The organism is Sulfuricaulis sp., from assembly GCF_041499725.1.
GTDB lineage: Bacteria > Pseudomonadota > Gammaproteobacteria > Acidiferrobacterales > Sulfurifustaceae > Sulfuricaulis.
Genome location: NZ_JBGQKW010000075.1, coordinates 1 through 13,400, shown reverse-complemented (window position 1 = coordinate 13,400; position 13,400 = coordinate 1). Strand labels below are relative to the sequence as shown.

Here is a 13,400-nt window from a genome sequence, read left to right as displayed (position 1 = left end):
GTTGCAGTTTGGTGCGGAAGTTCACGCTCGTGGCCGCTTGATCCCGGCTCTGGTGGTTCAAGTGGCGGCTCAAGATTATGGTGCGACCACCAGGCAGCGGGCGTGGCGCTGGGCCCACGGTGTCGTTGACATTCGCCCTATTCCCGCTCATTATTCAATTAATATCTTGAATACGCAATTGGATTACATGGACTCTTACCTCTTGCAACACGAGCCTTGGATACGTATCGGGGCATTCAGCATGGTTTTTGTCGCCATGGCAGCGTGGGAGGCGGTCGCTCCTAGACGGCTTCTTGCCCATCCACGCCGTCTTCGCTGGCCAGCGAATCTAGGCATCGTGGCCTTGAATTCTGTGCTGCTCCGGCTCGTGCTGCCTGTGACGACGATTGGTTTTTCGGTCGTCGCTCAAGAACGCGGGTGGGGATTGCTTAACCAGCTCTCAATTTCTCCGGCTGTGGCTCTGGTTTTTGCGGTCGTAGCGCTCGACTTCATTATTTACATGCAGCACGTAATGTTTCACGCGGTCCCGGCACTGTGGCGGTTGCACCGAATGCACCACACGGACCTCGACTTCGATGTGACGACCGGTGCGCGTTTTCATCCTGTCGAAATCATGCTTTCCGCCGGCGTCAAGCTCGCCGCCGTGGCAGTTCTTGGACCTTCGCCCTTGGCGGTGCTTCTTTTCGAGGTGCTGCTCAACGCGACCTCGATGTTCAACCACGGAAACGTTCGCCTACCGATTGCCATCGACCGCGTCTTGCGGTTGTTCGTGGTGACGCCTGACATGCATCGCGTCCATCACTCCGTGTTTCCACACGAAACAAACAGAAATTTTGGCTTCAACTTGCCGTGGTGGGATCGGCTGTTCGGTACCTACCTTGCGCAGCCTTCGGTAGATCATGAGCACCTAAAAATTGGAATTGGCAATTTCCGAGAGGCAAGAGAACTGCGGCTCGACCGGATGCTGCTCCAGCCATTCCGGGGCAATGTTGGCGGATATCCAATTGGCGGCCGGGAGAAGGTCGGCCAATGATTGCGCGTGACCTCGCCCGTCGACTTGGGCTGCTTGCATTGGTCGGTGGTGGCGCTGTTCGTGATCCTACGTGGCGGAATGGAGTCGTGGAGCCGCTCCGAGTCGAACAGGAGCAGAGAGCGTCAGGTTGATGCTTGAACTTGCAGGAATCTCGGATACCGCGACCCGGGATGGTGATCAGGTTTTTCCATCCCTTGGATGAATGACAAGGTGGGTGGCGTTGTGGAGCAAAGCGATTCGCTGCTCAGTAGCATCGCCGATTTCTGTCGTCGTGCAGGGATGGCGGAGTCTACCTTCGGTCGACGCGCGGTCAATGATGGGAAATTTGTTTCCCGGCTAAGAGCAGGAGCACGCGTTACTCCAGAAACATTTGAGCGCATCGGTGATTTCATGGCGCGGCATGGAGCGGCAGCGCAAGTATCGCCGCACGAACTGTTGTCGCTTATTCGGGCCTCTGCGGTCGCGCCGCGGACTGAGGGGCGGGCGGCCATCGACGGTTCGCGGGAGAGAAACTTCCGCTTCTTCGACAACCGCCAGAAGTACCTGTTATTTGTCAATACTTGCAGCGAAAAGCAGGTAATTGCGCACCGCGTGGGCATGGAACTTGCGCACATCCATCCGCGGCCGCCCGCTGTTCGGGTGTTTGACGCTGGCATGGGTGACGGCACGGTGCTCACGCGCGTAATGCGCGAGATGCACAGGCGTTTTCCGACAATGCCGTTTTATTTTGTCGGCAAGGAGATAAGCCTCGAGGATGTGCGGCTGTCGCTGGACAAAATGGCCGATCGTTTCCACGAACACCCGGCCACGGTACTGGTGGTAACTAATATGTACTACGGCGAAGCACCGTGGCTATCACCGAAAGCCGTTTCGGCGGCCACTTCGCTTGTCTGGCATGAAGTCGCTCTCACGGGCGTCACGGCGCATGAATTCAGTGATCAAATTATTGCACTTGAGCCGTTTCTTGCCAAGTACTGGCAAGCGCGCCACAGTCAACAGAGCGGCAACCCGATCTACGATCGTCCAGTGGCACTGGTGCTCTATCGTGAGGACTTTCGCTTTTTATTGAGCAACGTGATTCCTATTCAAGGCAAGTCCAACGCAAATTTCGATCTTGTAATCGCATCTCAGCCCTATCGCGCGCGTGTTCCGGCTGAGTTCAAGGCTTCCAAAGTCATCGCTCCGCTTGCACGGGCGCTCGCTCCGGGGGGGAGGCTACTCGGTATTCACTCCTACGGACACGATCCGGGCTTGGAGATCATTCGGAAAGTCTGGTCGGGCGAGGATCCGTTTCAGACCAGTCGCCACGATGTTCTTCGCGCGACGCGCAATGATTTGGGAAAGGAAGCACGGCGTTTCAATTTCAACGCCTACGCCGACGGCCGAGCGGTATTTCGCTACGACATGCATACGCTGCCGACGGAGATTTCCGAAAGCATCGGCACGTCGACGCTTTTCGCTGCCTGGAACGCCGCCGTGTATGTTTCCCAGATCGACGACAATCGGCTCGGCAATGTGATTGGTGAGCGCACATATCTCGACGCCACACACGAGGTTCTGCAGGAGCATGGAGGTTTATGGTTCCTCGATGAATCCTATGTCGTATCGCGGAAGAGGAGTTGAGCTGTGAGCGCCGGTCCTGCAACAAGAGACGACCGTACGGCTCAGAGTGCGGTGGCGCAGTGCACAAAGATCCGCCCGCTAGCGGCTCACTCGAGATGATTTCGGGCCACGCCGTCGACGCGCGCGATTTCGCCGTGCGGTTCCCGGCCGGTATGTCGGTGTACGCTCATCAGTCTCCGCTCCGCGGGCTCGCTCAGTCGCACGCCGCCCTGAAGGCCATTCGCGCGGCTGGTGTGGAACCGACACCACAACATCACGGCGCGGCGAATCGCTTCACGCGCCGAACTCGACTCTTTCTTGGAGCGTGCCGCGGGCGACAGCGGGGGATCAAAGGTGCTTCTCACTGGTGGTGACGTCCCGCAGCGTCTCGGCCCTTAGGCGAGAAGCGCAGATTTGCCGGGCGAGGGCATTCTCATTGCGCACCGCATACGGGAGTTCGGCCTACCCGGCTACCCTGAAGACCATCCCGGATTCCGGGAGCGGTAATGGAGCAGGCGCTATAGCGCAAGTTGGCTCTTATCACCGCACAGGGTCTCAGCGCATATACAGTGCCCCAGTTCTCATTTGCGCCCGCGCGCGTGGTCAAGTATTGCGGCGAGATGACCAGAACCATTCCCGCAGTTCCCGTCTATGTGGGGCTTGCCGGACCGACCGAAGCGCGCACCCCGCTGCGCTTCGCCTAACTTTGCGGGGTAAGTGCTTCGTGGCACGCATTGCAGACACAGGGAATGGGGGCGATCCGGCTTTTTACTCACGTTGACCCCCGCGAGTAGTTAGCCGCCGTCGCACTCTACTGCTGAGTCACGAATCACACAACGTCGTCGGCGCGCATCTCGTCGGCGCCGGCGGCGCGGCGAGGACCGTCGCCTGGATGATTCGGGAGATTATTTCCGACGACGGTCTTGACGCCCGCGTTCAATAGCGAACACAGCAGAATGCCGGGCAAACGGGATCGAGCGGATTAGGCGTGCAACGACCGTGCAATGCTGCTCACTTCGACGGGCAAGCCCGCGGCTTTCCATTCGGGGAAACCGCGCTCAAGGCGCCGGGCCTGCCAGCCGCGCTGGCAGAGCTTCATCACCGCCTCGAACGACATCAGGCAATACGGTCCACGGCAGTACGCTACCACCTCACGTTTTTTGGGCAACCTGGCCAGGCCGCGTTCGAGTTGGTCAATGGGAATATTGATCGCGCCGGGCAAATGACCGGCGGAGAACTCGTCGGCCGGACGCACATCCAGAACCGTGACCAAGCCTTTCTGCACGCGGGCAAGCAGTTCCTTGGCACGAATCGGCTCGAGCTTGCAACGATCCCCAATGAAGTCACGCACCAGACGTTCGACCTCTGCGACTTGAGCCTCTCCCGCGCGCTGCAGCGCAGTGTATAGCTGGACAACTTCGTGACCTGCAATCGAATAGAAGACGCGCTGGCCCTTTTTGCGAGCCACCACCATCCCAGCCTGTCTGAGGGCCTGCAGGTGCTGTGAGGTGTTCGCGATGCTCAATCCCGTGATGATTGCCAACGGTTCGACGCTTCGCTCTCCCTGAGCAATATGTTCAAGAAGTTGCAGGCGGTTCGGGTTAGCAAGCGCCTGCGCCACTAGGGCCAATGACTGGTAGAGCGCGCGCAACTTGTCGGGTTGACAGGAGAGCGTTGAGGTCATATTATTCAATTAACTGATTGATTGATTGAATACGCATGATTACGACTCCGAATTATACACTGTTCTAAACAAGCCTATGGCTTCCGAATCGTTGGGCGGTGCTACCTGCTGAGGTCTGAATCGGCAAATCCAAGGTATTTGGCCTAGACGATTTTCGAGGAATCCCGAATCACGTGACGATCGTTTCGCTGAACAACAGCCGAGGAGCGGCCACATGGAAAACTACTACCACAGACAGCATCTTGCTGATTTTCAGAAGATTGCCGACGGTAGCCCGGCGCTTGGCAAGAGATTTTTTGAATACTATGGTGAAGTATTTGCCGACGGAGCGTTGTCCGCGCGTGAGAAGAGCCTTATTGCACTGGCAGTTGCGCATGCCGTGCAATGTCCTTATTGCATCGATGCCTATACTCAGGATTGTCAGCAGAAGGGCGCCGATTTCGAGCAGATGACCGAGGCGTTGCATGTCGCTGTCGCAATCCGTGGTGGCGCGTCTCTGGTTCACGGGATGCAGATGCGGGACAAGGCAAAAAAGCTGGGCATGTAAATGAGAGCGCCCAATATTCCTATTCGGCTCGCACATGTGGCGGATTCACTTTCGACTGACCGTAGCAGAACCGCGCGATCGATCTCGACGCTTCATCAGCGGCATGCGCCTCTTTCCTCGTCCGCCGAGCAACTTCGAGTGCTCGCGTCGGTCCACATGGAACAGGAGGGGCACCGCGTCGAATTCGGGCCTTTCGTCGGGGACGCACTGAAACCCGCACACTTGGAGGTATTCCAGGTCAATCTTGGCAAGCTTTGCAACATGACCTGCCGTCACTGCCATGTGGACGCCGGACCGGACCGCACCGACGCGATGATGTCCGAAAAGACTGTTGGACAGGTGATCGCGGCGATTGGATCCAGTGCAGCCCATACGGTCGATTTGACCGGCGGCGCCCCGGAGTTGCATCCGCGTTTCCGCGATGTAGTTGACGCCAGCGTTACGGCAGGCAAGCACGTCATCGATCGATGCAATCTGACGGTGCTGCTGTTGCCTCGAAATGCGGATCTCGTCGACTGGCTCGGCGAACGTGGCGTCGAAATCGTTGCGTCGCTGCCGCACTACCGCCACATCAACACGGATGCGCAAAGGGGCGATGGAGTTTTTGAGCGGTCCATCAAGGCGATGCAAGTCCTCAATGCCGCCGGCTACGGTAAAGGCGATCCCCTCAGGCGGTTGACGCTGGTCTCCAATCCGGCTGGGGCCTTCCTGGGTGCTTCTCAGGCCAGTTTGGAGCGCGAATGGCGACAGGCATTGGAGCGCGATTACGGTGTCACCTTCGACCGGTTGTTCGTGCTCAACAACATGCCAATTTCTCGATTCCTGGAATGGCTCGAATCTAGCGGCAATCTGGAGGCCTATATGAACCGGTTGGTCAATGCGTTCAACCCGGGCGCCATAGTCGGAGCGATGTGCCGAAATACGCTTTCGGTGGGATGGGATGGTCGCCTATACGACTGCGATTTCAACCAAATGCTCGAACTAGAGATATCCCTGCCAAACGGACCGCACATCGGCGCGTTCGATGAAAGCAATTGGGAGCATCGGCCTATCGTGACTGCCCGACATTGTTTTGGATGCACGGCGGGGGCAGGCAGTTCGTGCAGTGGACAAACCGCTTGAGATATTCAATCGCTCTCGCCAGAGCGCGATTGGCGCAAATTAGTTCTTAGCCACTGTTCAAATACTCGCGTTCGTAAGCGCGCGCAACCGATGCAATAAGCTTGAGCGACTCCTCCGTACCATCTGCAGCGCCTTTCTCAAAGTCTCCCTCAATGCGGCCCAGTTGGTTTGTCACGTGGGCGATACAAATCACAGGTTTCCTGCGAGCTTCGGCAAAGGCGTAAAGCGCGGCAGCTTCCATTTCGACCGCGAGGATGCCTGCCTTCTTAGCCATGTCGATGGCGTCGGCAGTCTCTCGAAAGGGCGCATCCGTGGTCCAAGTTGCGCCGATCTGCACGGCGATGTCCGCAGTGGTAAGCGCCTCTGTGCACAGCCGCAACAGAGAGTCACTCGCCGTACTGTAGTCTGCGGCAGCAAGGTAGTGGTAGCTCGTGCCCTCGTCGCGGAGCGCACGATCGATAACGATGAAATAGGGCGGTGCCTGGATCGGGAGTATTTGGCCCGCCGAGGTCATGCTGACGAGAAACTTGCAACCGGAAGCAAACAGTTCCTCTGATACCAGCACAGCAAAGGGTGCGCCGACCGCGCAGCCGATGATGCCGAAATTCAGTCCTTCAAGCTCGAACGTGTGAAGCTCCGTGTGGTAGCAGGCCCATGCAAGATGGCGGCGAGCGCAACCAGCAGCGACTAGGTGCCGTACCATGTCACCATCGGGATCGAGGATGCACAGTTCCGGCACGGTTTCGGTCGCGAGCGCTTTCTGCCGACGCGCCTCTCTGAGCAAATTCTCTGGCGTGAACTCAGAGCATGCGACAGGATTCTTGCCTCGCACGATGGGCGGTGGAAAACCTCTCGTGCTACTTGCATCGCTCATCTGCTCTGGCGTTGCTTTTCTAGGTCTCAGTGCCGCTAGGGATCGCGCGGTTCGAGGTCATGGACGTGGCAATGCGGTCATGGCGGAGAGGGTAGGAGTCGAACCCACCAGAGGTAGTTGCACTACCTCTCAACGGATTTGAAGTCCGCGGATGCCACCGGGCAGCCAACCTCTCCGTATTTGAAGCTATCGTATCACCTCGTGAATGGCCGTCACGCTGACCCTTGGTTGTCGAAACCCGCGATCACGGGCGTGAGACAAGTATCGAACCGCACCTGCTACTTCCGTTGACCGGAAATCGTGGCTTGCGAACTTGCCCGTTGGGGTTCCCGTCGAGATCCCGAGACAGCCACCCTGAATTCTCCGACACGCTTGGTGACGCCTTCTTGATCGAGGCGCTCCAACACCATGATGGCCAAGCCGCGCCCGATACCTACCTGATCCCGAAACTGAGCCACCGACAATTGCTCGTTCGTGCGAAAGTGGGCTTGGACATCTTCTCGCCATGCTGTCAGATCCCGTCGCGTGACGTATACGCCGTCTGAGAGGCGAGTTACGCGACCGGCCCGGTCTAGTTCCCCTAAGAATTGGCGCAGGCGCGGGGTGGCGAGTCCGATCGCCCTGGCCAACATCTCCAACTTCGGTAACGGCTTGCCGTGGTGTGCGAGGAGATTCTCCACGCGGTCAGCCAGCGCAGTGTCTTCCCGAGAAAAGCTTTGTCGATGGCCTACGGGCCTAACGCCGTCAGGGCATAGTTCGAAGCCTCCTCCCACCATCAGGCGATCCAACAGCAATCGGAAAATGCGCAGGTCTAGTCGCGGGCAGACGGTCGAGTGCAGAGTCGCCAGCGCCACCGCGGTGGCCCTTGGATGGTCGCGAAGATGTGAACCGATCGCTGACACCAGCTTTGGTCCCATGGCTTCCACCGCGCTTCGCAATGCGATCCACACGGTACCCTCAATGAATTCGCGCCACGTATCGCTTCGCCTATCGACTCGTTCTTTCAACCGCTGCGGCGCTTCGACGAGCCGTTCAGCGAGCTCCGGCAGCAACCAGCCGTCGGCGCCCCGGGTCTCCAACAATACGGATAGAGTTTCATCCGGATCGAGGGCGCTCAGACGTCTGAGCCGTTCGATTCGCATAGGCAGCCGAGCGCCGCGATGCTCTGCAAAGGGGTCCAGCGCAACGCCCCCGCCCACGGTACGTTGTGCCGTCTGGTCCCTCAAGATGAACCGGAGACCGTACAGTAAGGGCACAGGTTCCTCCAAACGAAGCTGGGCGAGCCCGGTTCCTCCCGACTCCGGCGGAATCGACTCAAGCCACTGCAGACGGGCAAACGCCTCCGCGGTACCGCAGTGGATCCGGACACGGACATGGTTTTTCAGAGGGCTTTCCAAGTCCTGTGCGAGAGTGACTTTCGCATCCACGATCTTCGCCACACGCGTCAGGCCGGCGTCGCACACAACCATCCCTCGGCGCAAGGAATGCTTTTCAATGCCTGTCAGGTTCAGTGCGCATCGGTTTCCCGCGGTGGCTGCGTCAACCGGGCGATCGTGTACCTGAATTCCCCGCACCCGGACTGTTTGAGTGCCCGGCAAGAGCCGCAGTTGAGCGTCCGTTTTGATTTCGCCCGACTCGATCGTGCCGGTTGCCACGACGCCAAATCCGCGAACGACGAACACGCGGTCAACAGGCATCCAGAAAGGCCACTCCGCCGACCTGGACCGCACGAGCGCGAGGCAACGGTCCAGCTCCTGACGCAATGCCTCTAGGCCTTCCCCGGTTCCGGATGAAATGGGCACGATCGGCGCCGATGCGATTGTGGTTCCGTCGAGCAACGCGCGGATCTCGCCCGTCACCGCATCGATCCGTTCCGCGGAGACAAGGTCAGTCTTGGTAAGGGCGACGATTCCGCTGGTGATTCCGAGCAAACCGATGATATCCAGATGTTCGCGAGTCTGAGGCATGACGCCATCATCCGCCGCGACCACAAGAAGCACGAGGTCGATCCCGGTTGCGCCAGCCACCATGTTGCGAATGAATCGCTCGTGTCCCGGCACATCCACGATCCCTATCTGGCCCACGCGTGCAAGCACGGTATGCGCGAAGCCTAAATCAATGGTCATGCCCCGCTGCTTTTCCTCGGGCAGGCGGTCGGTATCGATACCCGTAAGCAATCGGACGAGCGAGGTCTTGCCGTGATCGATGTGACCGGCGGTTCCGACGATCATCTGCTTGCGCTGCCTTTCGCCCGCAAGGCACGCAGCAGCGATTCAGGATCCAGTAGGCAGCGCATGTCGAGCAAGACCTTGCCCCCATGCATTCTTCCAATCACTGGGGGATCCAGCGCACGCAATTCGTGCGCGAGTGCCTCGACAGCGGCGCCGTCCGGGGTCAGGGAGATCAAACACGTCGGCAGCGTATCGCCCGGCAGGCTTCCGCTACCCACCTGGCTTTGCCCGCGCGTCACAGCCACCTTCGCCCGACCTTCTGCCCAACATTCGATCGCAGCGCGAACCTGGGCTGCCATCGTTTCAATCTCCGATAGTGGCCGCGCGATCATGCGGTAGGCCGGCAAGGTTTCGTTCACGGTCCGGGGCGAAAGAAACGCGCGCAAGGTCGCCTCCAACGCCGCCAATCGAATCTTGTCGCACCTGAGAGCCCGTCTTATTGGATTGCGTTTGATGCGCCGTACCAACTCACGGCGCCCTACCACAATGCCTGCTTGAGGGCCACCAAGCAACTTGTCGCCGCTGAAAGTAACTAAGTCGATCCCGGCATCGACCGCATCCCCGACGGTCGGTTCCCCTGCCAGTCCCCAGCGCGCCAGATCAATCAGGGCGCCACTTCCAAGATCGGCGATCACCGGAACCCCGGCTTCGCGTCCAAGTCTCGATAGCTCGTGCAACGTAACTTCGTGGACGAAACCCTCGATTCGGTAATTGCTTGTGTGAACCTTGAGTAGCAGGCCGGCGCCTTCGTCAATCGCCTGCTGGTAATCCTTCAGATGGGTCCGATTGGTCGTGCCAATCTCCATCAACTTGCAGCCGCTCTTGCGGATGATATCCGGCATGCGGAAGCTATCGCCAATCTCAACCAATTCTCCGCGGCTGATGGCGACGCGTCGCCTGCTGGCAAGCGTGTTCAAGACTAGGTAAACGGCCGCAGCGTTATTGTTGACCACACTGGCTGCTTCCGCGCCCGTCAGGCGACACAACAGATCCTCCACGAGGTTATCCCGATCTCCTCGTCGGCCCATCGCCAAATCGAACTCCAGATTGACCGAATTGGCGGCATTGCACATCGCTTCAATTGCAGCCTCGGACAAGGGCGAACGGCCGAGATTGGTGTGAAGCAGTGTGCCCGTAAGGTTGATCACTGCCTTGAGTCTTGGCTCGAGCCACCGCTCCAAGCGCTCCGCCACTTGTTCGGCGACCGACTCAGGCGACGGCGCTGCACATGTGGGGTTCTTCTGCAGGGATTGGCGAGCGGCGTCGAGACAAACCCGCACTTCCTCGACCAAATAAGTGTGGTCTAACCGCTGTTGCAAGATCACGAGCCGGGGTTGCTCTAACACTTGATGCACGGCGGGAAGGTCACGGCGGGTTCCCACGACGCTTGATTGCAGTTCGGTGCCGCGCGTCGCGCGGCGCGGCGCGCCTTGCGGCTTAGGGACGACTATCGACATTGCGTCGTCGCCGTTCCGAGCCTGCGCACGACGGAATAAGGAATGCATCCCGCCGGATATTCCCAGTCCCGTCGTTCTGGTGTGCCCCTGCCTTTGTACAGTTTCCCATTGCGGAATAGAACTGGCCGATTCTCCAACGCCAGAACCGCCGTCGAAAGTATATGCGAAATGCCGAACCGAAGGCTCAAACGGGTGCGGCGGGACGCGCCAGCGCCCGCAGCGTGGAGCAGTACGCTCCTCTTCAGCCCCAAATCGACGATGCCGTTTTGGACAGCGTGTAGAGCTTTGCGCGCTGATCGTCGGCCCCGAGGGCGTTTCCTTCGATAGAGCTAGCGAATCCGCACTGGGGAGAAATGGCGAGCCGATCCAGCGGGCAGAATTTGGACGCCTCGAAGATTCGGGCCCGAAGGCTTTCGACCGTTTCTCGCCTCGGCGACTTCGTCGTCACGAGGCCCAGCACCGCCGTCTTGTCTTCCGGGACCTCGGCCAACGCCTCGAACGAGCCCGAGCGTTCGTCGTCGTACTCCAGCATTAGGCGATCAGCCTTGATTCCCTTGAAGATCTTGGAGGCGATTTGGTCGTATCCCCCCTCGACCAGCCAGCGACTGCTCTGATTGCCACGGCACAAGTGGAAGGCAAAAGTCACTCCCGGGCGATTACCGATCACGAGATTGTCGAGTTCCATTCCGAAATCGAGCCACTGTTCCGCCGGCCGGCCCCGACGTGCGTAAAACTCGCGGTACTTCGGATCGATGAGCAGGGTGTAGTGGGGCGCGTCGATCTGGATGTAGGTGCATCCGAGACTCACCAGTTCGTCGACATCTTCGCGCAGCAGGTCGGCCACGACGCCCAGGTATTCCTCGGCGTTTCGGTAGGCCCCGGTAGATCGCTCTGGGTCCCAGAAGTTTGCGAACAAACTCGGGCTGGGAATGGTGACTTTGACCGTGCGGTCTGTCCTTCCGCGCGTATACGTGAACTCCTCGGCACTAAGCGAGCGCCGTCGCCGAAGCGGCTCGAGTACCGCGATAGGAGGCCGATCGATCGATTTTTCGCCGTGATCGTGGCTATGCCAATCTCCCCAGAGGAACGCGTTGAGATCCCATTCGCTGAATCCACTGACCGCCTCGGTCACCTGACTCTGGAATGAAAGTCGGCGCATTTCGCCGTCGGTTACCACCTCGAGGCCGGCCCCCTCCTGGAGGCGCAATGCGGCGACTACCGCGGCATCTTCGATTCGCTTGAACTCGGGCGGTGCGATCTCCCCCTTGCCGCGGAGTTGCAGGGCCTTAATGAGTTCGGGTGGGCGCAACAGACTGCCCACGACGTCGGTGTGAGCTTTGATCATAGTTCCAATAGTCCCTCTTGGTCATATTGCCACGTCTTTGTGTTCCTTCTCCGCGGGGCGGCCCGCCTATACGCCAGAGTACCGTCGCGTAGATACGGAGCGAAATCGGCCCCATTCCGCTGGAATGACCAGTCTCTCGCCCCGGGGGAAATGGTACTCGCTACTGAACTGAGCGCTTAGAATCAGCAGCGCCTGCTGTGCTGGCGAGGGCGGCGTCGGTAAACGGGCTGTCCATGCCAAGGACGCGCAACAGGTTGCGTGATCGCTCAAGGCTGGCGAGAGCGTTCCAGTTCTTCGACGGCGCGGCGAAGTTGTCGCAGAAGGCGTCCGCCAGCGTCTGGTTCTTCGCCGCGGCGATGATTAGATCGACGGTGTTGGGCGCCGGCGGAACCTGAATCATGTGGTTGTTCCATGCCGTCGCGTCCCTGGTCCAACTCCACATCTTCTCCTCTACCAGCGTGCAGAAGCGCTCGTCGAACGCCAAGCCGTCATCAAGAATCGCCTGGCCGACGACGAAGGCGCCGTTCGTCGCGCAGCCGACGCCCTGTCCCATGAGGGGGTCGTTGGTACAATGCAAGTCGCCGATAGCGACGACGTGCTTGCCGTTCGCCAGCTTTGCATAGGCGCGGCGCACGGTCGGCGTGATGGCGCCCTGGAGGTAGTCAAGCGCGGAGCGGAGGCCGAACTCGCTCGTGCGAATACGCTCGCGGATGTGCGGAAAATGCGCGGAGACGATGCCGAGAACCGTGTCGTTGAACTTCTTGGGATTATCCTCGTATCGGGTCGCCATGACAGTTTCCCAGGGCCCGCCCGGCACGACGAAGAAGAACAGCGCCGTGTGCTTGCCGTCGAACGTGATAAACGGCATCTCGTAGAGCTCGCCCGTGCCGGGCACCATGTTGACGCCGAGGTATTCCGGCTGCGGATTGGTGATGCCGCGATAGATGCCGGTGCACAGGCGCCGCTTGGGCGCGGTGAGCGAGAATTCGGGGATTCGCGGGAACAGCTCGGTCAGGCTCCCCTTGCCCGAAGAAATCACGACCAGTTCGTGCTTCTCTGAAAGGCCGACGAGGGCCTCGGCCTGAATCGCGCCGTAGACCACATCACCGCCCCGCTTGATGTAGTCCTCAAGCAGCGTCGCGCAATACAGCCGGTTGTCGACGATATTGCTCTTGGCCGAAAAGTGACCTTTGATCACCAAGGGATCAGGCAGGCCGACCCAGATGTTGTTGCCGATTTGGCCTCCTTCCCAATGGTCCACCCCGAGCTCGGCCTCGCGCTTGCGGACGTTCCACCAGTGAATGGCCGTGTTCGGAAGTTTGCTGGCCCGGATCTGGTCCGCCGTACGCTCCGAATACAGTGTCGTCGTGACGCCGTGCTTTTGCAGAAAGAGGCCAAGGTGCAGACCACCTGGGCCGCTTCCGACTACTCCTATCCTCGAATTCGCCACTTGCTGTCCTCCCTAGAGTGCGGTGCACTATCCGCCGTACGCTGTGCCATCCCCT

General features: G+C 59.4%; 11 protein-coding genes and 1 tRNA gene. 4 read left to right on the top strand and 8 right to left on the bottom strand.

Translation table 11 applies throughout. The features are described from left to right. The coding region (locus tag ACC569_RS11555; RefSeq protein WP_372523684.1) for a sterol desaturase family protein at positions 1-1,033 on the top strand (1,033 nt) is incomplete at its 5' end. 198 nt (positions 1,034-1,231) lie between these two features. After that, complete coding sequence (locus ACC569_RS11550) at positions 1,232-2,656, top strand: hypothetical protein (RefSeq protein WP_372523683.1); 1,425 nt, start codon at positions 1,232-1,234, stop codon at positions 2,654-2,656. Between the two features lie 86 nt (positions 2,657-2,742). On the opposite strand, the gene ACC569_RS11545 is transcribed toward ACC569_RS11550, so the two are convergent. Together ACC569_RS11545 and ACC569_RS11540 are read right to left on the bottom strand one after the other, a co-directional pair. Then, positions 2,743-3,000, bottom strand: a complete 258-nt coding sequence (locus ACC569_RS11545) for a hypothetical protein (protein WP_372523682.1) — start codon at positions 2,998-3,000, stop codon at positions 2,743-2,745. 617 nt (positions 3,001-3,617) lie between these two features. Continuing rightward, positions 3,618-4,319 (bottom strand): metalloregulator ArsR/SmtB family transcription factor, encoded by a 702-nt coding sequence (locus tag ACC569_RS11540; RefSeq protein WP_372523681.1) that lies wholly within the window; start codon positions 4,317-4,319, stop codon positions 3,618-3,620. A gap of 214 nt (positions 4,320-4,533) precedes the next feature. Between ACC569_RS11540 and ACC569_RS11535 the strand changes: the two genes are divergently transcribed. Beyond that, entirely contained in the window at positions 4,534-4,866 is a 333-nt protein-coding gene (locus ACC569_RS11535; RefSeq protein ID WP_372523680.1) for an arsenosugar biosynthesis-associated peroxidase-like protein, read from the top strand. Positions 4,867-4,902: 36 nt separating this feature from the next. After that, on the top strand, positions 4,903-5,988 hold the full coding sequence (gene arsS, locus ACC569_RS11530; protein WP_372523679.1) for an arsenosugar biosynthesis radical SAM (seleno)protein ArsS: 1,086 nt from the start codon (positions 4,903-4,905) through the stop codon (positions 5,986-5,988). Between the two features lie 46 nt (positions 5,989-6,034). On the opposite strand, the gene ACC569_RS11525 is transcribed toward arsS, so the two are convergent. From ACC569_RS11525 to ACC569_RS11500, 6 genes are all read right to left on the bottom strand, one after another. Next, positions 6,035-6,862: a nucleoside phosphorylase gene (locus tag ACC569_RS11525; protein WP_372523678.1), complete on the bottom strand. Its 828-nt coding sequence runs from the start codon at positions 6,860-6,862 to the stop codon at positions 6,035-6,037. 80 nt (positions 6,863-6,942) lie between these two features. After that, positions 6,943-7,038 (bottom strand) — tRNA-Sec (locus ACC569_RS11520). A 102-nt stretch (positions 7,039-7,140) separates the two neighbouring features. Beyond that, entirely contained in the window at positions 7,141-9,093 is a 1,953-nt protein-coding gene (gene selB / locus ACC569_RS11515) for a selenocysteine-specific translation elongation factor (RefSeq protein WP_372523677.1), read from the bottom strand. Then, a complete protein-coding gene (selA, locus tag ACC569_RS11510; RefSeq protein ID WP_372523676.1) occupies positions 9,090-10,550 on the bottom strand; it encodes an L-seryl-tRNA(Sec) selenium transferase in 1,461 nt (486 codons plus the stop codon). The genes selB and selA overlap by 4 nt, the downstream gene beginning before the upstream one ends. Before the next feature lie 241 nt (positions 10,551-10,791). Next, positions 10,792-11,895 (bottom strand): cobalamin-independent methionine synthase II family protein, encoded by a 1,104-nt coding sequence (locus ACC569_RS11505; protein ID WP_372523675.1) that lies wholly within the window; start codon positions 11,893-11,895, stop codon positions 10,792-10,794. Positions 11,896-12,055: 160 nt separating this feature from the next. Next, positions 12,056-13,345 carry a styrene monooxygenase/indole monooxygenase family protein gene (locus tag ACC569_RS11500; RefSeq protein WP_372523674.1) on the bottom strand — a complete coding sequence of 430 codons (1,290 nt, stop codon included), beginning with the start codon at positions 13,343-13,345 and terminating at the stop codon, positions 12,056-12,058. Positions 13,346-13,400 lie beyond the last annotated feature (55 nt).

Excerpts from the sequence above, each read along its gene's own strand:
- selB (WP_372523677.1), bottom strand. The coding sequence starts at position 9,093 with ATGATCGTCGGAACCGCCGGTCACATCGATCACGGCAAGACCTCGCTC.
- ACC569_RS11535 (WP_372523680.1), top strand. The coding sequence starts at position 4,534 with ATGGAAAACTACTACCACAGACAGCATCTTGCTGATTTTCAGAAGATT.
- ACC569_RS11550 (WP_372523683.1), top strand. The coding sequence starts at position 1,232 with ATGAATGACAAGGTGGGTGGCGTTGTGGAGCAAAGCGATTCGCTGCTC.
- selA (WP_372523676.1), bottom strand. The coding sequence starts at position 10,550 with ATGTCGATAGTCGTCCCTAAGCCGCAAGGCGCGCCGCGCCGCGCGACG.
- ACC569_RS11540 (WP_372523681.1), bottom strand. The coding sequence starts at position 4,319 with ATGACCTCAACGCTCTCCTGTCAACCCGACAAGTTGCGCGCGCTCTAC.
- ACC569_RS11505 (WP_372523675.1), bottom strand. The coding sequence starts at position 11,895 with ATGATCAAAGCTCACACCGACGTCGTGGGCAGTCTGTTGCGCCCACCC.
- ACC569_RS11525 (WP_372523678.1), bottom strand. The coding sequence starts at position 6,862 with ATGAGCGATGCAAGTAGCACGAGAGGTTTTCCACCGCCCATCGTGCGA.